Origin of the sequence: Glutamicibacter sp. MNS18 (assembly GCF_026107515.2) — a bacterium.
GTDB lineage: Bacteria > Actinomycetota > Actinomycetes > Actinomycetales > Micrococcaceae > Glutamicibacter.
The window spans coordinates 156,144-177,667 of the sequence record NZ_JAPCHW010000006.1 but is presented as its reverse complement, the minus strand read 5'-3'; the positions used below and the strand labels follow the sequence as shown (position 1 = coordinate 177,667).

15 protein-coding genes and 2 riboswitches are annotated in these 21,524 nt (G+C 64.0%); of the genes, 6 read left to right on the top strand and 9 right to left on the bottom strand.

Features of this window, described 5'->3' with window-relative positions; all coding sequences use genetic code 11:
* Nucleotides 1–261 precede the first annotated feature (261 nt).
* From betT to OK351_RS10565, 3 genes are all read right to left on the bottom strand, one after another.
* Nucleotides 262–2,358: a choline BCCT transporter BetT gene (gene betT, locus OK351_RS10575; RefSeq protein ID WP_265158641.1), complete on the bottom strand. Its 2,097-nt coding sequence runs from the start codon at nt 2,356–2,358 to the stop codon at nt 262–264.
* 78 nt (nt 2,359–2,436) lie between these two features.
* Nucleotides 2,437–4,113 carry a choline dehydrogenase gene (gene betA / locus OK351_RS10570; RefSeq protein WP_265158639.1) on the bottom strand — a complete coding sequence of 559 codons (1,677 nt, stop codon included), beginning with the start codon at nt 4,111–4,113 and terminating at the stop codon, nt 2,437–2,439.
* A 15-nt stretch (nt 4,114–4,128) separates the two neighbouring features.
* Nucleotides 4,129–5,610, bottom strand: coding sequence for an aldehyde dehydrogenase family protein (locus OK351_RS10565; protein WP_265158637.1), 1,482 nt, complete (start codon nt 5,608–5,610; stop codon nt 4,129–4,131).
* Nucleotides 5,611–5,932: 322 nt separating this feature from the next.
* Between OK351_RS10565 and OK351_RS10560 the strand changes: the two genes are divergently transcribed.
* Nucleotides 5,933–6,520 carry a TetR/AcrR family transcriptional regulator gene (locus OK351_RS10560; RefSeq protein ID WP_265158635.1) on the top strand — a complete coding sequence of 196 codons (588 nt, stop codon included), beginning with the start codon at nt 5,933–5,935 and terminating at the stop codon, nt 6,518–6,520.
* 482 nt (nt 6,521–7,002) lie between these two features.
* Here the strand turns inward: OK351_RS10560 and OK351_RS10555 are convergent, their stop codons facing one another.
* Nucleotides 7,003–7,680: a GntR family transcriptional regulator gene (locus tag OK351_RS10555; protein WP_265158633.1), complete on the bottom strand. Its 678-nt coding sequence runs from the start codon at nt 7,678–7,680 to the stop codon at nt 7,003–7,005.
* Nucleotides 7,681–7,818: 138 nt separating this feature from the next.
* Between OK351_RS10555 and purU the strand changes: the two genes are divergently transcribed.
* The 4 genes from purU to OK351_RS10535 are packed head-to-tail and all read left to right on the top strand — an operon-like array spanning nt 7,819 to nt 12,836.
* Nucleotides 7,819–8,721, top strand: coding sequence for a formyltetrahydrofolate deformylase (gene purU / locus OK351_RS10550; protein ID WP_265158631.1), 903 nt, complete (start codon nt 7,819–7,821; stop codon nt 8,719–8,721).
* Nucleotides 8,722–8,774: 53 nt separating this feature from the next.
* Nucleotides 8,775–11,303, top strand: a complete 2,529-nt coding sequence (locus tag OK351_RS10545; RefSeq protein ID WP_265158629.1) for a GcvT family protein — start codon at nt 8,775–8,777, stop codon at nt 11,301–11,303.
* Nucleotides 11,304–11,319: 16 nt separating this feature from the next.
* Complete coding sequence (locus OK351_RS10540) at nt 11,320–11,943, top strand: cyclodeaminase/cyclohydrolase family protein (RefSeq protein ID WP_265158627.1); 624 nt, start codon at nt 11,320–11,322, stop codon at nt 11,941–11,943.
* A complete protein-coding gene (locus OK351_RS10535) occupies nt 11,940–12,836 on the top strand; it encodes a bifunctional 5,10-methylenetetrahydrofolate dehydrogenase/5,10-methenyltetrahydrofolate cyclohydrolase (protein ID WP_265158625.1) in 897 nt (298 codons plus the stop codon). Before OK351_RS10540 ends, OK351_RS10535 begins: the two co-directional genes overlap by 4 nt.
* A gap of 189 nt (nt 12,837–13,025) precedes the next feature.
* Here the strand turns inward: OK351_RS10535 and OK351_RS10530 are convergent, their stop codons facing one another.
* The 5 genes from OK351_RS10530 to OK351_RS10510 all read right to left on the bottom strand — a co-directional run bounded on the left by OK351_RS10530 (nt 13,026) and on the right by OK351_RS10510 (nt 19,667).
* Nucleotides 13,026–14,663, bottom strand: a complete 1,638-nt coding sequence (locus OK351_RS10530; RefSeq protein WP_265158623.1) for an ABC-F family ATP-binding cassette domain-containing protein — start codon at nt 14,661–14,663, stop codon at nt 13,026–13,028.
* A gap of 264 nt (nt 14,664–14,927) precedes the next feature.
* Complete coding sequence (gene acs, locus OK351_RS10525; protein ID WP_265158621.1) at nt 14,928–16,892, bottom strand: acetate--CoA ligase; 1,965 nt, start codon at nt 16,890–16,892, stop codon at nt 14,928–14,930.
* A 34-nt stretch (nt 16,893–16,926) separates the two neighbouring features.
* On the bottom strand, nt 16,927–17,748 hold the full coding sequence (locus OK351_RS10520; protein WP_265158619.1) for an ABC transporter permease: 822 nt from the start codon (nt 17,746–17,748) through the stop codon (nt 16,927–16,929).
* A gap of 3 nt (nt 17,749–17,751) precedes the next feature.
* Complete coding sequence (locus OK351_RS10515; protein WP_265158617.1) at nt 17,752–18,765, bottom strand: aliphatic sulfonate ABC transporter substrate-binding protein; 1,014 nt, start codon at nt 18,763–18,765, stop codon at nt 17,752–17,754.
* An 86-nt stretch (nt 18,766–18,851) separates the two neighbouring features.
* Entirely contained in the window at nt 18,852–19,667 is an 816-nt protein-coding gene (locus tag OK351_RS10510; RefSeq protein ID WP_265158615.1) for an ABC transporter ATP-binding protein, read from the bottom strand.
* 5 nt (nt 19,668–19,672) lie between these two features.
* A riboswitch (SAM riboswitch) is annotated at nt 19,673–19,783 on the bottom strand.
* Between the two features lie 265 nt (nt 19,784–20,048).
* Nucleotides 20,049–20,138: riboswitch (SAM riboswitch) on the top strand.
* A gap of 15 nt (nt 20,139–20,153) precedes the next feature.
* Here OK351_RS10510 and OK351_RS10505 point away from each other — a divergent pair.
* Nucleotides 20,154–21,485 carry an acyl-CoA dehydrogenase family protein gene (locus OK351_RS10505; protein ID WP_265158612.1) on the top strand — a complete coding sequence of 444 codons (1,332 nt, stop codon included), beginning with the start codon at nt 20,154–20,156 and terminating at the stop codon, nt 21,483–21,485.
* Nucleotides 21,486–21,524: the final 39 nt, after the last annotated feature.

The following is a 21,524-nucleotide window of genomic DNA, read 5'->3' as shown; positions in this document are numbered from 1 at the left end:
CGGGGCCGGTCCATGCGGCTGCAGACGACGGTTTAGCGGTGGATCCCCGGGCCGCGCCGCAACCTGGGCAGGACCGCGATCACCCCTCCGGATACCGGGACCCACGCGGCGGTAGCGGCACCTCGGGCAAGCTGCTCCTCCAACTGGTAAATGAAGCCGGATGGTAGTCGCTGCACGAGGTCTTGCAGATCCGCGGCGGCTGGCTGTCCAGGTTACTGGGCGAACGTGGTTCTGGATTTCCGGGAATCCCATGCAGTCAGCTCACTGGTCGGCGTCAGAAAAGTCCTCGGACCAATTCCCCGGCTGTTTAAGGAATTGGGCCATGTCCTCGGAGACGGTTTGGGAACGCCCCAGGGCCACGTGTCGTTCGAAACGATCAACCATGTCGCCGATCAGTTGCTTGCGCGGCAAACCCATCACATCGTAGCCGCAGCTTCCTGTGGCCGAGAAGACTTCGAGTCGTAGCCCATTGGCTGCAGGCTGCTGCGGGACCTGTCCCACCGCCGTGGCGTCCAGGACCGGATAGATCTGGTAGCGGAAGGGCAGGTGCCCATCCAATGAAACCGTCAGATCCAGCTGTCGTACCCGGGTTTCCGGAACCTGAGCCGTGGTCAGTGACACTTCGGCACCGGTTTTGGCCAACTCGTTAGCCACTTCCAACATCGCCGGCTCGGCGACCTGCTCGATAAAGCGATTCGCGTCGTCCGCCTGGCAGTTGCTGACCGTGCGCGCCAAACGCTTCCGCCACTTGCGTGGTTTTCCAGTGGCGTGAGAAGTACCGGAAGTCCTCAGATTGCCTTCCTCCTGTTTGAGGGACTTCCAGAACGAAACCATGATCAGGTACAGGATCACGGTAAACGGGAGTGCCATGACAATGGTCATGTACTGGATCGTTGCGAAGCCTCCGACAAACAGCATGGTCAAGGTCAAGGCGCCAACAGCCAGCGCCCAGAATATCCTGCTCCACTTCGGCCCGTCCTGACCTGGCCGATTGGCGTGGGACGTGAAGCTGCTCATCATCAACGCTCCCGAATCGGCGCTGGTCACGTAGAAGAGCAAACCGGTGAGGGTGGCTATGGCGGCGACCAGGGTGGCGCCCGGATATTGGTCCAGCAACATGTAGAAGCCATGCTCCGGGGTGCTGATGGCAAGATCGCCGAACTCGGAATGTCCTGAACGCACGGCGTCGACCGCAGAGTTTCCGAATATGGAGATCCAGACCAGCGTAAACAGGAACGGCACGACCAGCACACCGGTGACGAACTCGCGAATGGTTCGTCCCCGGGAGATCCGGGCCAGGAACATCCCCACGAACGGCGACCAGGCGATCCACCAGGCCCAGAAGAAGAGGGTCCATGAATTCATCCAGGCATCGGGACGGTCAATGGCGAATGTCTCCAGGGTCATCTCCGGAAAATGGCTGATGAACTGCCCAAGGTTCATGACTGTGGCATCGATTAGCATCGTGCTCTTGCCACTGAGCAGTACGTAGAGCATGAGTCCAACGGCCAACAGGAAATTGATCTCCGATAGCCTGCGGATTCCACGGTCCACGCCCGAAACGCAGGAGATGGTGGCCATCGCGACGCCAAGCAAGGCCAGCCCGACTTGTAGGGCGATGTGCTCCGGCCAGCCGAAAAGGTAGGTGAGGCCGAAGTTGAGTTGCAGAACACCGATGCCCAGCGAAGCAGTGAGACCGAAGACCGTTGCAACGGTGGCTGCGATATCCACGGCGTCGCCAGTGCGCCCATGGATGCGCCGACCGATTAGAGGGTAGAGCGCCGCACGAATACTCAGTGGCATCTTGAACCGGTAGGCGTAGTATCCCAATGCTGCGCCGACCAGCGCGTACAGGGACCAGCCGCTGATTCCATAGTGGAAGGTCGTCCACACGACACTTTGTCGTGCCGCCTCGATGGTTTCCCCTGCCCCCGTGGGAGGTTCCAGGTACTGTGCCACGGGTCCGGCCACTGAATAGAACATGAGATCCACGCCGATGCCGGCGGCGAAAAGCATTGCGGTCCATGTTCCCAACCCGTACCTCGGACGGGAATGGTCAGGTCCCAGTCGAATGGACCCGAACCGGGAAGCGGCAAGGAACACCACGAACCCCAAGACCACGGTCAAGGTGACGATGTAGACCCAGCCCAGTTTCTGTGAAGCCCAGTCGACAGTTGTGCCGATGATTCGCTCTGCTTGTTCGGGAGCGGCTATGGCCCAGATGGTTATGCCCAGGATGATGACCGCCGAACTAATGAAGACCCGCCAGTTCGTTCGTGTCGGGGCACCTGCATCGCCCACGTCCAGCACCGTAATGGTGGCCCTCGTTGGTGGATTGCCGTGATCTGCACGTTTCATGAAATACACCTCAGTAGGAAATGGGGAAGGGCCGTTCGCAATGGCTGGCACGACGAACGGCCCATCCCAGGGCTGCCACTAGATCGTTTCGCTCTGCGGCTGGTAACGATAGAAGTCGACTGCTTCGGCAAGCGGAGGCTCGACACCCAGGATCAGGTCGGCTGCTTTTTCTGCGAGCATCATGACGGGTGCATAGATATTCCCGTTGGTGACATATGGCATGGCCGAGGCATCGACAACGCGTAGTCCCTGCACACCATGGACCTGCATGGTCAGCGGGTCGACAACAGCATGTCTGTCGGTGTCCGGTCCCATTTTCGCTGTACCGCACGGGTGCAGTGCGGTCTCAGCATCACGGGCAACCCAATCAAGGATTTCCTTGTCCGTGCGCACCTGGGGGCCGGGGGAGAGCTCACCCGAGTTGTACGGGCGCATGGCGGGCTGGGAGAGGATCTCCCTGGAAACCTGGATCGCCTCGACCCATTCGCGACGATCCTGCTCGGTGGAGAGGTAATTGAAGACCATACTCGGATGCTGCCGGGGATCTGCGGAGCGAATCCTGAGTTTGCCGCGGCTGTCGGAGTACATCGGTCCGACGTGCAGCTGGAACCCGTGCCGTGTTTCGGCTTTCTTCCCGTCATAGCGCACGGCCAAGGGCAGGAAATGGAACATTAGGTTCGGGTAGCTGACCTCGTCATTGGACCGGGCGAAGCCTCCGCCTTCGAAATGGTTGCTCGCCGCGGAACCGGTGCGTGAAAGCATCCATTGGGCACCGATGAACGGCATGCGCCACAGGTCGAGGCTTGGTTGTTCAGATACAGGTTGCGGGCACCCGTGCTGGATGTAGACTTCCAGGTGGTCTTGGAGGTTCTCCCCGACACCGGGCAGGTTGACCGTGGGGGAAATGCCCAGGGAGCGCAAATGATCGGCCTCGCCGATTCCTGCCAGCTGCAGCAGCTGAGGCGTATTAATGGCACCTCCGCACAGAATCACCTCTCCGGCGTTCACCTGGTAGGCCTTGCCATGACGCGTATAGCTCACTCCCGTGGCCCGTCCCTTGTCGATCCTGACGCCGGTGACAAAAGCTCTGGTCAGTACCGTGAGGTTCGGACGCCTGCGGACCGGGGCGATATATGCCCGCGCCGCGTTCAGGCGCCGTCCACGGTGGATATTGCTGTCAAAGGGCCCGAAACCTTCCTGCCGGTACCCGTTGACGTCATCAGTGCGTAAATAGCCGGCTTCGGCGGCTGAGGAGAAGAATGCTTCAAAGAGCGGGTTGCTTGCCGGACCGCGTCGCATGACCAAGGGGCCATCCTGGCCGCGCATGGGGTCGTTCGGGCTTCCCGTGGCGGTTTCCAGCCGTTTGAAATAGGGGAGACAATGTTCGAAATCCCAGGACTGCATTCCCGGGTCGGCGCCCCAGCGCTCGTAATCCATTGGGTTGCCTCGCTGGAAGATCATCCCGTTGATGGAACTTGAACCACCCAGGAGTTTGCCGCGAGCGTGTTTAACCCGGCGCCCGCCCATGAACGGTTCCGGGTCGCTCTGGTAGGCCCAATCGTAGGCCTTGTTCCCGGCGGGAAACATCAACGCCGCCGGCATCTGGACCAGCAGGTCCCACCAGGAGTCCTTCCGTCCGGCCTCCAGGACCAGTACCTTACGTTGTCCATCGGCGCTGAGACGGTTGGCCAACACCGACCCGGCGCTACCACCACCCACAATGACCATGTCGAAATTCTGGACTGAAGTATTCATCGTTCGTGTGCTCCTTTAATCCTGAAACCACCGTGAGGGTGCCGGGGCTATGTTCTGGTAAATATGCCGGGTCTCGCGGTACTCGTTCAGGCCCTGCAACCCGTTCTCCCGCCCGAGTCCCGACTTCCCGAATCCGCCCCATTCGGCCTGCGGCAGGTAGGGGTGGTAGTCATTGATCCACACGGTTCCATGCCGCAGCTGTTCGGCGACGCGGTGGACCTGCGAGGCATCATTGGACCAAACGGCTCCGGCTAATCCGTATTCCGTATCGTTGGCAAGGAAAACGGCTTCTTCCTCGGTGCTGAATCGTTCGACGGTCACAACCGGGCCGAATACCTCTTCACGTACGATGGCCATGCTTCGATCGCAGTCTGCGAAAACCGTGGGTCGTAGGAAATTGCCGGACTGCAGGTGTTCTTCACCTGGCCTGACACCGCCGGCAACCAACCGGGCACCGTCGGCGATGGCTTGCGTAATATGCCGTTCGACGTTCTCACGGTGCTCTGCGGTGGCCAGGGGGCCGCACTCGGTCTCTGGGTCTTGGCCGTGGCCCAGCCGGATGCTATCGGCCCGGCGGGCCAGCTCGCGGACGAATCGATCGTAGATCTGGTCCTGGACGATGAGCCGTGAACCGGCGGAGCAGACTTGTCCGGAGTGCACGAATGCGGCGGTGAGGGCATTGTCGACTGCGGTGTGGAAATCCGTGTCGGCGAAAATGATGTTGGGGTTCTTGCCGCCGAGCTCCAGGGTGACCTTCTTGATCCCCTTCGCCGCAGCTTCCATGACCTTCTGCCCGGCCTCTGACCCGCCGGTGAAAGAAATCAGGTCGATGCCGGGGTGCTGGACGAGGGCCGTGCCGACCTGGGCGCCGGGGCCGAGGACGAGATTGACGGTTCCAGCAGGCAAGTCGGCCTGTTCCAGCAATTCCAGCAGCTTCAGCGTGGACAACGGCGTGACTTCGCTGGGCTTGATGACGACGGTATTCCCGGCCGCCAGTGCAGGGGCGAGTTTCCAGGTGAGTGTTTGCAGCGGGAAGTTCCAGGCGGAAATCAGTGCGCAGACACCCACCGGGAGGTATCCAATGCGGCTGATGATGTTCGGGTCTCCTGCATCGACCATGCGTCCGGCATCCAGATCGGCAATATTGGCGAAGTAGCGGAAAGCGCTGACGGCATCATCGACATCCATCCCAGCTTCCTTGAGGGTCTTTCCGGCATCCAGGCTCTCGATGTGCGACAGGTTCACGCGGTTGTCGGCTAGGATTTGGGCGATTTCCCTCAACTTGTTGCCTCGTTCACGTACCGGCATCCCGGACCACTGGCCGTTATCGAAGCCGGTGCGGGCGCTGCGTACAGCCAGATCCACATCATCTGCTGATGCCACGCACACGGTAGCCAGTACCGAACCGTCAGCTGGATTCAGGACTTGGCGGGGTGGCAGTCCGGCGACCGATCCGGACCAACGACCATCGATGTATAGGTTCTTCAGCCCAGTCATAACATCTTGCATAAAAATGTGTCCTCTCTCACGTTCCTAATGTTTGAACAAGCGTACACATAGTGTGTACTGATGTACAGATAATTCTTTAACTCGTTCCTGACAAGGAATGATCGTTAGTATCGTGACCGGGGCAGGAGCTTTATGCTCCGAAATGTCCGGGGAAGAGTGGCCGGCGATGGGCGGATCAGGGTCCCGTTCCCACTGCCGAAGATGGCGCCTGAAGCAGCAGGTGAGGGCGTACGCGGGTTGCGCCGGTGATGAGTGGGATTGCCTTACGGGGCAGGGAAAGTCATAGGATGAAATCGGAGGGGTTGATTAGATGGCGCATCTGAAGGTGCAGGATTCTGGTGCCAAGCGGAAACGCGGGCCAGGTGATCCCGAGCGTCGAGAACGCATTGCGGAAGCCGCCATTTCGGTGGCCCGGAAGTATGGTCTTGATGCCGTGACGCATCGAAGGGTGGCAGCCGAGGCCGGGGTTCCGCTCGGTTCGACAACTTACTACTTCCGGACCATCGATGATTTGCTGTCTGTAGCCATCGACAAGGCCGCGCAGCGTAGCTTGGAGCATATTCGGTGCTGGGAGACGGAGCTGGCGGCCGATGTGGATCTTTCGGATGCCTTGGCTGGCTACGTTATGGATGCGCTGGGGGAGGGTAGGGATTCAACGGTCCTGGAATACAATCTCTATGCGATGGCCAACTTCCGGCCTGCCTTGCGCGCAGCCGCCCAGGAATGGGACCTGGGGCTGGTGGAGGTGCTCTGTCGGCGTGTGGATTCGATTACCGCTCAGATGCTTGCGGTGATCCTGTGCGGCCTGCTGCTGCAGCAGGTGCTCGCTGAGGATGTGCCACACCGTGAGCAGATCCGGTTGATCTTCAGGCGCGCATTGGCCGGCTCGGCTGACTAGCCTTGCCCGGCTCGGCGGGGATCTTCCTGTAGTGCACGGCTCCGGCTCCGCTCGCCTGTCGGCAATTGTGGTCCGCAGCGGGCCGTATGCGGGGCCGTTGCTCCTGGGAGTGAGGCGAAGCGCGCGCAGGTGTTCAGCGCTGCTTGAATTGGCGGTTCTTGTCCTAGTGACGGTGACATTGGCCGAACATGGTGGTAGAAGCGGAGTCACTTTGCGCGCGATCTTGCCGTGGTACGGCGGAAGTGACAGGAGTAGGGTGGCCAGGCTGAGATAGCGTCCCACCGTCGCCTGCGGCAGGGTCCGGTCAGCCAGGGCAATGTGGCGGATAGCGCCAGCACCCAGGAGGCGAGTGGGTTCATGGCATAGGCGTGGCCGGGCGGTGCACGTTGTGGATGTCTGCGCAGGATGTGACTGGCGCATGACTCGTGGGACGGGGGCTGGCAGGCGGCCCGGAGTGAGTCAAGTAAGGCTCAGTTGGGTCACTACACGGCAAGCAGGGCGGTGCGGACCGCGGTTTCAAACTGCGCAACATGCTCGGCGGCCAGTCGCGCGGCGCTCTGCTCGTCACCGTCGATGATCGCCTGGAGTAGTTCCAGGTGTTCCTCGACGTGGGTGCTCAGCCGCGGCAACCTGTCGATCACCATGCACCAGATGCGCGTGGCCAGGTTGCTGTGCCGGATGAGCACATCCTCCAGGTAGGGGTTGCCCGCCGCGCGGTAGATCTGGCGGTGCACCCCGGCGTCGAAGGTGAGCAGTTCGGTGGTCTCGGCATCGGCGATATTGAATTCCTGGATCCTGCGGTAGGTCTCACGCAATTCCTCGCGGGTGGAGTCGGTGGCGACACGTGCCGCGCGCGCCGCGGCCATGGGCTCGAGTTGTTGCCGGATCTCCGAGACATAGGCCAGGTCGCTGATCTCCACCCGCGTGGCAAAGGTCCCGCGCTTGGGGTAGGTGACGACCAGCTTGTCGACCTCGAGCCGCTTGAGCGCCTCGCGCACCGGCGTGCGGCCAATCTCCAGTTCGCGGATGATCTCCTCGTCATGGATTGGATCGCCGGGGCGGATGTGCAGGGTGATCAGCATGTTCAGGATCTGCTCGTAGGCGACATCGGCCATTGAAGCGCCCCGTGGCTGGGGGCGGGTGGTGAGCGGCTGTGCCATGGGCGCCTCTTTCGGTATCCGGTCTAAAAATAGATTTGCACAAATCCCTTGACCGGCAAACTTTATGTGATCTAGGCTACAAGACATTCTAGTATATAAGTTGGATACGAATCATGTATTTCATTGAAAGGGGGAGTCATGACCCTGATTAGTCTTCCTGGTCAGCACACCGTGGAGCTGGCCGAGCGCGCCGGTTCCCACGAGTTCGTCTTGACCGTCAGTTGCGCAGACCAAATCGGTATCGTGTTTGCGATCAGCGAGTTCCTCTCGGCTCGCGGGTTCAACATCCGCGAGCACCAGCAGTTCGATGACAACGGCTCGGGCCGGGTCCATGTGCGCACCGCGTTCTACACCCAGCGCCCGCAGCTGCTTGACGCACTGCGTTCCGACTTCCAGCAGGTCGCCGACCGTTTCGGCATGTGGTTCTCGCTGCATGATACGAAGCCTGCCCGGCTGCTGCTCATGGTCTCGAAATCCGGACACTGCCTGAACGACCTGATCTTCCGCTGGCGGACCGGCGCGCTGAATGCCGAGATCGCGCTGGTGGTCTCGAACCACGAGGACCTTCGCCCGATGGCCGAAGCGGCCGGGATACCCTACCTGCACCTGCCCGTCACCCCGGATACGAAGGCAGCGGCGGAGGCCCGCCTGTTGGAACTGATCTCCGAGCACCGGATCGACCTGGTGGTGCTGGCGCGCTACATGCAGATCCTCTCCGACGGTTTGGCCAGTGAGCTATCCGGGCGGGCGATCAATATCCACCATTCGTTCCTGCCCGGTTTCAAGGGGGCCAAACCCTACCACCAGGCCCACGCCCGGGGGGTGAAGATGATCGGGGCCACGGCCCACTACGTCACCGCGGACCTGGATGAGGGGCCGATTATCGAACAGGAAGTGATCCGGGTGGATCACACCCATGACCCCAGGGCCCTGTCCCAGGTGGGGCAGAGCGCCGAATCCCAGGCCCTGAGCCGAGCCGTGCAGTGGCACTGCGAGAACAGGGTCCTGCTGGATGGCCACAGCACCATCGTCTTCCGCTAGGCGCCCGTCATTTCACGTCAACCAAGACTTAACACTTCACAGGAGTACGGATCATGTCCAGCACCAAGCATGTAGTCATTATCGGCGCCGGGATCGTGGGCACCAACCTCGCCGACGAACTCATCCAGCGCGGCTGGAACAACATCACCGTTATCGAACAGGGACCGCTGGATCTGCCCGGCGGCTCGACCTCCCACGCCCCGGGCCTGGTTTTCCAGACCAACCCCTCCAAGGCGATGACCGAATTTGCCAGCTACACCGTGCAGAAGCTGACCGAACTTGATGCCTTCAACCAGGTGGGCGGGCTGGAAGTGGCCACCACGGAAGCGCGCTGGGCTGACCTGCACCGGAAGCAGGGCTGGGCCACGTCCTGGGGAGTGGAAACCCAGCTGCTCTCGGCTGCCCGGTGCAAGGAGCTCTACCCGCTGCTTGACGAGGAATTCGTCCTGGGCGGGCTGCATATTCCGTCCGACGGTCTGGCCCTGGCAGGCAAGGCCGTTGAGGAGCTGATCCGCCGGACCAAGGCGGCCGGCGTGGTCTACCGCGATCGCACCGAGGTCACCGGAATCGAGCAGTCCGATAACCAGGTCACCGGGGTCTGGGTGGGCGAGGAACTGATCCAGGCCGATGTGGTGGTCTCCTGTGCCGGATTCTGGGGAGTAAAGGTCGGGGCCATGGTCGGGATGAAGGTGCCGCTGCTGCCCTTGGCCCACCAGTACGCCAAGACCACCGCGATCAAGGGCCTGGAGGGACGCAACCCCGAGCCCAACGGCGCCGGGCTGCCGATCCTGCGGTTCCAGGACCAGGACCTGTACTACCGCGAACACGGGGATGCCTATGGCATCGGCTCCTATGCCCACAAGCCGATGCCGGCGTTGCTGGAGGAGCTGCCGCAGATCGACCCGGATGACTTCACCAAGGAGCACATGCCTTCGAGCCTGGACTTCACGCTGGAGGACTTCCTTCCGGCCTGGGAAGCGTCCAAGCGGTTGCTTCCGGATCTGGCCGAGGCCGAGATCGCCAGCGGTTTCAACGGGATCTTCTCCTTCACCCCGGATGGCGGCTCGTTGGTGGGGCAATCCCCGGACGTGGAGGGCTTCTTCATCGCCGAAGCCGTGTGGGTCACCCACTCGGCGGGTATCGCCCGGGCCGTGGCCGAGCTGGTGGCCACCGGCCGCTCGGAAATCGACCTGTCCGGATGCGACGTGAACCGCTTCGAGGAAGTGGAGCTGGCCCCGAGCTTCGTTGCGGAAACCTCGCAACAGAACTTCGTGGAGATCTACGATGTGCGCCACCCGCTGGAACCACGGCTGGCCAACCGCAACCTGCGGGTGAGCCCCTTCCATGCCCGGCACCGTGAGCTGGGAGCCCACTTCCTGGAAGGTGGGGGATGGGAACGCCCGTACTGGTTCGAATCCAACGCGAAATACCTCAAGGAACTGCCCTGGGACTGGCAGCCGCCGCTGCGTGAGAGCTGGTCGGCCATGCACCATTCGCCGATCGCCGCCATCGAGGCGTACAAGACCCGCACCGCGGTGGCGATGTACGATATGACCCCGCTCAAGCGGCTGGAGGTTTCCGGGCCCGGCGCCCTGGCGTTGCTGCAGCGGCTGAGCACCGGCAACATCGCCAAGTCCGTCGGCTCGGTCACCTATACCCTGCTGTTGGATGAGGACGGCGGAATCCGCTCCGATGTCACCGTGGCGAGGTTGTCCGAGGACACCTTCCAGATCGGTGCCAACGGGAATATCGATACCGCCTACCTCCAGGTCGAGGCCCGCAAGCAGAACACCGGGCAGGTACCCGGCGGGTGGGCCCAGGTGCGGGACACCACCGGCGGCACCTGCTGCATCGGGTTGTGGGGACCGCTGGCCCGCGAGGTGGTGTCCAAGATCAGCAGCGACGACTTCTCCAACGAGGGCCTGCGGTATTTCCGCTCCCAGCGGGCCCACCTGGGAGGGGTTCCGGTCACCGCGATGCGGCTGTCCTACGTTGGGGAGCTCGGATGGGAAATCTACACCTCGGCCGACAACGGGCAACGATTGTGGGATGTGCTGTGGGAGGCCGGGGCGCAGCACGGCATCATCGCCGCCGGCCGCGCCGCCTTCGCCTCGCTGCGCCTGGAGAAGGGATACCGTTCCTGGGGAGCGGATATGAACACCGAACACAACCCCTACGAGGCCGGATTGGGCTTCGCGATCAGCACCAAGAAGGAAACGGATTTCGTGGGCAAGACCGCCCTGGAACAGATCCGCGACCAGCCGAATACCCGCAACCTGCGTTGCCTGCTGATCGACAATGCGCAGGACGTGGTGCTGGGTAGCGAGCCGGTCTACCACGACGGACAGGCCGTGGGCTACGTGACCAGCGCCGGATTCGCCTACACCGTGGGCCGTCCGATCGCGTACGCCTGGCTCCCGGCGGATATCGAAATCGGCGACACGGTGCAGGTGGAGTACTTCGGTCGGAAGACCAACGCCACCGTGACCCAGGACCCGATCTACGACCCGGAAATGAAGCGTCTGCGCGGCCTGAGCAGCGATGCCACGGCCCGCCCGGCCAGCACGGTGCCGGCCCGCTAGCAGCAAGGACGGATACATGATTTCACATGAGACGGTGGCCAGGTACCTTCAACGCCTGGCCTCCAACGACCCGACCCCGGGGGGTGGTGCCGCCGCCGCGCTGCATGCCGCGACCGGCGCGGCCCTGGCCTCCATGGTTGCCGGGTTCACCACCGGCCGGCGATACGCCGACGTGCAGAAGGAGGCGGAACACCTTGCCGAGCGGGCCCGATCGGTCATCAGCGTGGCACTGCACGCGGCGCAGGAGGACGAACGGCTCTTTGGCCAGCTGATCGCCGCGTACCAGATGCCCCGGGGTGACGGGCCGGCCAAGGCCGTGCGCAGCGCGGCGATCCAGCAGGCCACCGCTGGTGCCGCCGAACCATTGGTCGCCACCGTGCAGGCGGCTGACGAGGTGCTGCAGCTGGCCGAGCGGCTACTGGTCATCGGCAACCGTTCGGTCATCAGCGATGTGGCGGCCGCCGCCGAGTCGGCCCGCGCGGCCCTGTCGATTGCGCTGGTCACCCTGGAGATGAATATCAACGCCCTGGATGATGCGCAGCAACGCGAACGGTTGCTGATCGCAGTCCGCCGTGCCGAAGCGGCGATCATCCAGTCCGAGGAGATCACCCGGCAGGTCCGCGTGGGGGTGAGCGCATGAGTGCGGCACGGCTGGACGGGGCGCCGGTGGCCGCGGCGATCCGTGCAACCGTGCGCGAACACGTGGCCCGTTTGTCCGAGCTGGAGGTCACCGCCGGCGTGGCCGTGGTGCTGGCTACGGACAACGAATCCACGGCCTGGTACGTCCGTGCCATTGAGCGGGAAGCGGGCCTGTTGGGAATCGACTGCATGGTCCATGACCTGGGGCAGGCGACCACCGGGCGGATTGCCCAGCGGATCGAGGAGCTGAACCGGAACCCGCTGGTGCACGGGATCATCCTGCAGACCCCGCTGCCCGACGGTGTGGAGGCCGCGGACCTGGTGGGACTGATCAGCCCGGCCAAGGATATCGACGGGGCCAACCCGTTGAGCCTGGGACGGCTCAGCGTCGGCCTGCCGGCCTTTGCACCGGCGACCGCACGCTCGGTCATGGAGATCCTGGAGCACTACCGGGTGCCGTTGACCGGGCAGCACGTCACCGTGGTGGGGCGTTCGGCCGTAGTGGGTAAACCGCTGGCCCAGCTGCTTCTGGGCAAAGACGCCACCGTCACCACGTGCCACTCCCGCTCCGCCAACCTGGCCTCATACACCCGCCGGTCCGCGGTCACCATTGTTGCGGTGGGCCGTGCCGGCTTGCTGACCGGCCGGCACGTGACACCGGAATCGGTGGTCATCGACGTGGGGACCACTGTGGACGGGCAGGGAAACCTGATCGGCGATGTGGATGCCGCATCCGTGGGTTCCACGGCCCGTGCCTTGACCCCCGTCCCCGGGGGAGTGGGCTCCGTAACCACGGCACTGTTGATGCTGCACACCAGCGAGGCGGCCCTGTCCGGTTCCTGCGTGAGCCCGGCAGGAGCGCGGGAAGGAGAGCTTATGGCCGGTCAATGGTAATTCGAGGCGTCTTGGGAAAACACCGGTGCCGGGTAAACCGACCCGGTCACCGGTGGATGGAACAGCGCGTTCGGACTATCGACCATGGTGCACACATTACTCAGTAACACGTGCGTGCCGCCTGTCACTACCTGGACGATGGATGACCGGCGGCACGTTGTGGTGTTGAAGGGACAACCGGCCCCGGCACTAGTGGTTCGACGATTCCAGGCGCAGCCGTGGCCAGCGCCCGGTGTCGCTGAGCAGCTGCCGATCGTGGGTGCCGAGCACCACCGCCGCGCCGGTGGCCTGGAGGGCTTCGGTGAGCTCATCAACCAGCGCCATGGACAGGTGGTTGGTCGGCTCATCCAACAGCAGGACATGCGGCCGTGCCGCGAGCACCATGGCCAGCTGCAGCCGGCGTTGCTGCCCCATGGACAACTCACCGATGCGCTGGGCGGCTTCCGCGGTTCGCAGCAAGCCCAGCTCGGGGAGTCCGACGGCATGTTCCGCGGAGATGATTCCACGTGAAACAATCCGTTGGACTTGTTGACGGTAGACATCGCTGGCCCGCAACTCGGCCGGCAAGGTGGATTCCTGGGGCAGGTAGCCCGCCCGGAGAGCAGCGGCATGGTGCAGCTGACCGCGGCTGGGCTCCAGGTTTCCTGAAAGTACCTGCAGCAGCGTCGACTTCCCGGCTCCGTTGGGTCCGGTGACCACCAACCGGCTTCCGGCATGCAGGGCCAGGCACACCGGTGTGTCCAGGCGTCCGGACACCGTGAGATCCGAAGCGCGCAGCAGCTCGATGCCAGGCCGGGCACCAAGCACGGGCAGTCGGAAGTGTCGTGGGGCCGGCGGCAGGTCTACGCTGTGCGATTCGAGCCGTTCGCGGCGCTGGTGGACGCTGCGCACCAGTGAACCGGCCCGGGTGGCCCGGGCATGTTTACCGGTGCCCTTGGGCGGACGCCAACCGGAAACCAGACGATCCTGCGCCGCACTCAGGTCCTGCTGCAGCTTGGCATGCTCCTGCTGCTGCCGAAGATACAGCTGGTCCCAGCGTTCACGTTCGGCCATCCTGGCCAACCGGTACCCGTCATAATCACCGGTATAGGCGAGCGGCCGGCCGTCGGCACTGGGATCCAGGTCCAGGAAGCTGGTGGCGCAACGGCGTAGCAGGATCCGGTCGTGACTGACCATGACAACTGCGCCCCTGCGCCCGGAAATCGAGTCGGCCAGAAAGGCCAGACTGGGTGCGTCCAGGTGGTTGGTCGGCTCATCCAGCAGCAGGAAATCGTCGGTACCTCCCAGCAGGCAGGCCAGACGTACGCGGTAGCGTTGGCCGACAGACAACTCATCCAGCTTGCGTTCGCGGTTCGTTTCCGCGTGCAGGGCCTGCAAGGCCAGATCGACTCGGCGTTCGGCGTCCCAGGCGTCCAGCGCGGTGGCCTGCTCCAGGGCCTGGGCGTATCGCTGTTCCGAACCGGATTGCCCGGATGCCAGATCCTGGGCTGCGGCGTGCAACCCGGACAGTGCGAGGCGCGATGCGGCGGTCGCCTGCGCGACGAGATCCCCGATCGTAGCCTCCGGATCGAAGTGCATCTCCTGGTGGGCGAAGCCGACGCTGCCATTGACCTGGACGTGACCGGAATCCGGGGTACGCAACCCGGCCAGCACCTGCAGCAGGGTCGATTTCCCCCGTCCGTTCTCGCCGATCACGGCCAGCCGGCTTGCCGGGTTCAGGCACAGGGAGATGTTCTCGAGCACGGGGCGGGAACCGAAACCCACGGTGATCTCTTGTGCGCTGAGCTGGGCGCGTGAACCGGCGGCATGCGGTGAAATGGTGGGCATGGTTTTCCTCAAAAAATAGGTGCGCCACAGTGTCGGGAACACGGTGGAGGGCGCACGGGATCGTGGCGGCCCGGGCAGGGGCACGGGCGCTGGTGCAGGCCGCAGGCGGCCACGATTCCTAGAGGAAGAACAAATACTGCATCTTTCGAGGGTACCGAACCCCGCAAGAGCTGTCCATGAAGTGCAGTGCAGGCAACAGCGGGACACAGCGCAGCGCAGCGGGACCCCGTAACGGTTCCTCGCTGCGCTGCGTTCTCAGTCTGGTCAGCCGCGGCGGGCGGTGCAGATCGCGTCCAGTTCCGGGATGCACGGTTCATTCTGCAGGCTGGTGGTGTCGCCCAGGGCGGTCCCCTCGAACAGCTGGGTCAGCAACCGGCGCATGATCTTGCCCGACCGGGTCTTGGGCACATCCGGGACGAAGACGATATCCCGCGGCTTGGCGATCGGGCCGATCTGTTCGGTGACCGTGGCACGCAGTACCCGGGTGAACTCCTCCTGGCGTGCCCTGGTTTCGGCATCGGGGTGCTCGGCCACCAGGGTCTTGTCCAAGGGCACCACGAACGCGGTGGCCGCGTGACCGGTCTTGGCATCCGGGACCGGGCATACCCCGGCCTCGACCACACCCGGGTTGGTGACCAGCGCGGACTCGATCTCGATGGTGGACAGGCGGTGCCCGGAGATGTTGATGACATCATCGGTACGGCCCAGGATCCAGATGTCCCCGTCCGCATCGAAGCGCGCCCCGTCACCAGCCAGGAACCAGCCCTGGTCAACGTACTGCTGCCAGTAGCTGGTGTAGTAGCGTTTCGGGTCCCCCCAGACGGTGCGGGCCATCGCCGGCCCGGTTTGGGTGAGCACGATGTTGCCCTGCTCGTTGACGGCTACGCGCTCGCCGGCCGCGTTGACGATGTCCACCGCCACCCCCGGGGTGGCCCGGGAGGCGCATCCGGGCTTGAACCCGGTGTCGGTAGGACGTGGGGAAAGGATGGTGGCCCCGGACTCGGACTGCCACCAGGTATCAACCATCGGGATGCCCGCGGCGGTGTCGCGTCCCACCTGGGACCGCAGCCAGCGCCAGGCCTCGGGGTTCACCGCCTCGCCCACGGTACCGCCCACACGGATCGAGGACAGGTCGTAGCCGGCCGGGATGCCCTCGGGGAACCAGCCCATCAGCGAACGCACCAGGGTCGGTGCGGTGTAGTAGCTGGTGACCTTGTAGCGCTCGATGATCTCGAAGTGGCGGCCCGGATGCGGGGCATTGGGCACGCCCTCGTAGATCACCTGGGTGACCCCGTTGGCCAGCGGCCCGTAGATCTCATAGGTATGCGCGGTGACCCAGGCCAGGTCGGCGGTGCACCAGTGCACGTCGGTGCCGCGAAGGGCCTCATCCGGGTTGGCGAAGAGCAGGTTGTGGCTGTAGGCCGCCTGCGTCAGGTAGCCGCCGGTGGTATGCACCAGGCCCTTGGGTTTGCCGGTGGTGCCGGAGGTGTACATGATGAACAGCGGGGTCTCGGCGTCGAAGGCCTGGGCCTCGTGTTCGCGCGGCTGGGTTTCCACCACCTCGTGCCACCACTGGTCACGTCCCGGGCTCCACGAGATCTCGCAGCCGGTGCGCTTGATGACCAGCACGTTTTCGATATTGTTCGTTCCCGACACGGCCTGGTCGGCGTTGTCCTTCACCGGTACCGCCGACCCGCGGCGGTACTGCCCGTCGGTGGTGACCAGCAGCTTCGCGCCGGTGTCCTCCACCCGGAACTTCAACGCCTCGGCGGAGAACCCGCCGAACACCAGCGAGTGCACCGCGCCGATACGGGCACAGGCCAGGGTGATGACCACGGTCTCCACCAGCACCGGCAGGTAGATCACCACCCGGTCGCCCTTCCCGATACCCAACGCGGTCAGGGCATTGGCGGCCTGCGAGACCCGGGCGGTCAACTCGGCGTAGGTGACCGCCTCGCGGTCCCCGGGTTCCCCCTCGAAATACAGTGCCACCTTCTCGCCCCGACCGGCCGCCACATGCCGGTCCGCGCAGTTCACCGCCGCGTTCAGCTTGCCCCCCAGGTACCAGGAGATCTCTGGTCCGCGTTCGGCAATGGGATCGGCGGGAACGATCCGGCTGGTGGTGTGCCACCGGGTGTCCCAGTCCAGCAGGTTGGCTGCCTGGTCCCAGAATTCCCGGCGCGCCACCTCGTCGGTGAGCGCCTGCTGTTCCAGCTCGGTGGTGGTCATAAAGGAGCCTTTCGTTGCGTGCGGGTCGGGCGGACTATGCCCAGCGGGCGATGGCCTTGCGTTCGGCGACCGAGAGCAGGGCGTCGGTGATCTTGCCGAAGATGGCCAGCAGGATGATGGTCAGGATCAGCCGGTCGATGCGGCCGTTGTTCTGCGAATCGGTGAGCAGGAAGCCCAGCCCCATGGACGCGCCGAGCAGTTCCGCGGCGACCAGGAACAGCCAGGCCTGGGCCAGCGCCAGGCGCAGCCCGGAGAAGATCGAGGGAACCACCGCCGGCAGCTGTACGGTGCGCAGCAAGGCCAGCCCGTTGTAGCCGAAGGAACGGGCTGCCTCGATCAACTGCTTGTCCACGTGGCGCAGGGCCAGCGAGACGGTGGTGAACACCGGGAAGAAGGCGCCGATGATGATCAGCGTGACCTTGGAATCCTCGCCCATCTTCATCCAGAGCACCAGCAACGGCACCCAGGCCAGCGAGGGCACCGCGCGCAGCGCCCCGATACTCAGGCTCAGCAGCGCATCGGCCAACCGGGACAGCCCCACCAGGGCGCCGAAGACCAGGCCCAGCAGGGACCCGATCGCGAAACCGAGCAGTACGCGTTGGGCGGAGATGCCGATATGCGGGGCCAGTTCACCGCGTTCGGCCAGGTCCACGCCGGCGGAGAATACCGAGGCCGGGGTGGGCAGGGCATAGGAGGGTACCAGGCCGGTGGCGGTGGTGACCTGCCACAGGACCAGCACCAGGATCGGGACGAGCAGTCCCAGCAACCAGCTCGGCAGGCGCAGCAGCCGGGCGACCGCCCCGCCAACCTCGGTGCGGTTGGTGCCGCCGCCCGGCTTGGTCTCCAGCGCGCTCATGCTCTACTCCCCGGCAATCTTCGAGGCATCGGCCTGGGTGGCGAACTGGTCATCCACCAGGGTGTCCAGCTTCTCGTCGACGATCTGCTGGCTTGGCACATCGCCGCTGTCGACGAACACCGGACCGATGTTGCGCAACACCTCGACGAAGCTGGCGCCCGGGATCGCATCCACGTCCAGGTTCGAGCGCTCCTGGATCACCACGCTGGCGACCTCGAGGTCCAGGCCGGCCACGTCGGCCAGGATCTGCGCGGTTTCCTCGGGGTTGGCCGCAGCCCATTCACGGGCCTTCTCGTAGGCGTCCACCACGGCCTGGGCCAGTTCCGGGCTTCGCTCGATGAAGTCTTCGCGGGCGTTCAATGCACCGTAGGTGTTGAAGTCCAGGTTGCGGTAGACCAGCTGGGCACCATCCTGCTCGGCCCCGGCCATGATCGGATCCAGGCCGCTCCAGGCGTCCACGGACCCATTAACCAGGGCCGTACGCCCGTCGGCGTGCTGCACGTTCTGCAAGGTGATGTCCTTCTCGCTCAGGCCGGCCTCTTCCAGGGCCTGGAGCAGGAAGAAGTAGGGGTCGGTGCCCTTCGTGGCGGCGACCTGCTTGCCCTTCAGATCCGCGACCTCGGTGATCTCCGAGTCCCCGTTGACGACCAGTGCGGCCCATTCGGGCTGCGAGTACAGGGCGATGGTCTTGATCGGCGAGCCGTTGGAACGGGCCAGCAGGGCGGCCGACCCGGCGGTGGAGCCAACCTGGACGGCATCGGCGCGTAACGCCTCATTGGCCTTGTTGGAGCCTGCGGACTGGATCCATTCAACGGTGACACCCTCATCGGCCAGGGTATCTTCCAGCCACCCCTTTTCCTTCAGGACCAGGCTCAACGGGTTGTAGGTGGCGTAGTCCAGGGACAGGGTTTCGCCAGCCGCCGCGTTCTCCCCGGCGCAGCCGGACAGGGTGGTGGCGGCCAGGGCGACGGTGGCCAGGGTCAGGGCGGAGCGGCGCGTGAAACTGAATTTTGACATGGGAGTTCCTAAACTTGCGGACGAGTGGTGGGCGCGCCGAACCGGGTCCGGTGCCCGGAACGGCGTAAAAGTACGGTGGCTGGCGCCTAGTGGTTGGTGGGATCCACGCCCAGCAGGCGGAGCAGACGTACCCGCTGGTTGATGAAGTCCGGTGAGGCGTGGTCACGTGGACGCGCGGCATCCAGCGCCAGGTCCTCCACCACGCCGGCTCCCTGGATCCCCTCGCTCCGGCCCAGGACGATAATCCGGTCGGCCAGCGTCAAGGCCTCGTCCACATCATGGGTCACCATCAGTACCGTGGTGGGGAAGGAACGGTGGATATCCAGCAGCAGGTCCTGCATCTTCAGGCGGGTCAGCGCATCCAGGGCACCGAAGGGCTCATCCAGCAACAGCACACCGGGACGGCGCGCCAGGGCGCGGGCCAGTGACACGCGCTGGGCCATACCCCCGGAAATCTCCCGGGGGCGCAGGTCCGCCGCGTGGGACAGCTCGGTCAGGGTGAGTAGTTCCTCGATCAGCTCCCGGCCGGCCTGCTTCGAAATGGACGGGGCCAGGCCCAACGCGATGTTCTCGCGGACCGTACGCCACGGCAGCAGCCGGGGTTCCTGGAAGGCGAAGGCGCAACGCTCATCGACCCCGTTGACGGCGGAGCCGGCGATAACCACCGCACCACTGCTGGGGTGGTCCAGGCCGCTGACGGCGCGCAGCAAGGTGGATTTGCCGCAACCGCTGGCTCCGAGAATCGCCACCACCTGGCCGGCGGGAACCTGCAGATCCACCTGGCCCAGTACGGTGCGCGTTTCCCTGCGGGTGCTGAAAGTCCGGGAAACCCTATCAAAGGTCACCGGCAGCGCGGTTGAGGTCGCCACCGGGATGGCGGGCGGGGCAAGGACAGTGGCCATGATCAACTCCATCGGTTCTGGCGTTAGCACCGGGCCGGAGGAATTCGCTGAATCAGCTATCCGGATGGTTGCTGCGGCGTCGACAAGCCAGATCTCTCGGCCGCTCGGGATGGTTACGTGTTAATCAAAGCGATTCGAACGGATGCAATGCAAATTCTTCGTAACATGGGAAATCTTCGATCCAGATCACGTAATAGTGGGAAATTCTGAAAAATATTTCATGAGTGGCCGGTATCGTCGACTGAACCACTGTATTGGTGCATTGAGGCCGAGTGATCTGCGGTTCCTGGTGCAGGCCCTTCGATTCACATGGCGAAGTCGCGAAGGTAATGTGACGCTCCGGCTTGAGCGTCGATGAATATTGCCGATACAAATATTAACGAACCATCCAGAGCGGCCGAGAGATCTGGCTCCACGACGCCGCAGCAACCACCCTTCGAGGGACGGTGCTTCCGCCAGGACCGATGGAAGAATTGAGGATCTTGCATGTCTTTCGGTGCGTCTATACCTGATTTCAACGACCTGAGTGACCCGGCGCGAAATCCGGCCAACGCCATAGAGCTGGATCAGCTGCCGGAATCGCGGGCCACCCGCCAATTGCTGAAAGCGACCCCCGGCCCGGGCGCCGATGAGCAATACGAGCAGCTGGCCGCGATCTTCCGTCCCGTCTTCGCCCAGATCGCGGCCGGTGCCGCGCAGCGGGACCGTGACCGGATCCTGCCTTTCGAACAGGTCGGGCTGTTGAACCGCGAACGGTTCGGCGCCCTGCGCCTGCCGGTGGAGCGCGGAGGCTACGGTGCACGGATGAGTGATGTCTTCAGGTTGCTGATCGAACTGGCCGAGGCGGACTCGCATCTGGCCCAGCTCTGGCGTGCCCAGATGGCGTTCGTGGAAAACGTGCTCAAGTTCGAGGACGAGGCTCTGCAGGCCAAGTGGATGGAGCGGATCGCCGCCGGGCACATCGTGGGCAACGCCTATACCGAACGTGGCGGCAACCAGCTGGGAACGCTGAACACCACCGCAAGCACGAAGGACGAACGCTGGTACGTCACCGGTGAGAAGTTCTATTGCACCGGCACCATCTTCGCCGACTGGACCACCGTGGCGGTGACCCACCCGGAAATCCCCGGCCGGCAGATCGCCGTGGTCTCCACCCAGCACTCCGGGGTGAGGATCCTGGATGACTGGGACGGGTTCGGCCAGCAGTTGACCGGGACCGGCACCACCCAGTTCGACTCGGTCCCGGTGGACAGTTTCATCCCGCAGCACGAAAACGATCCCGAATCGGCGATCTTCCAGCTGGTGTTGCTGGCTGTGCAGGCCGGCATCGCCCGGGCGGCCCTGAACGACATGCGCAATTCGGTCCAGGCCCGCACCCGCAGCTTCAGTACCGGAACCGGGGTTCCGGTACGCAATGAGCCGCAGGTCCTGCAGGTTGTCGGGGAGGTTTCTGCCGAGGTGTTCGCCGTCGAATCGGTGGTCATGGGCTCGGTGCTTGAAGTCGAAGCTGCGCTGCAGGATGCAAACCTCAACGCCGCCGAACGCTATGCGGTATGCGAATTGGCCGCCGATCGCGCCCAATCCATTGTGCAGCCCTTGGTGATCAGCGCCACCAGCAAACTGTTCGACCCGTTGGGCGCCTCGGCCACCCGGGCCAGCTGCAACATGGACCGGCACTGGCGCAACGCCCGAACCATCGCCACCCACAACCCGGCCATCTACAAGTCGCGGATCGTGGGGGATTACGAGATCAACGCGGTGCCCCCGGCCCGGCTGAACTCCATCGGGGATATCCCCGGCACCACCGGCAACTACTAGAAACCAGAACCCAAGGCCTATCCGGCTCCGAAGAAAAGG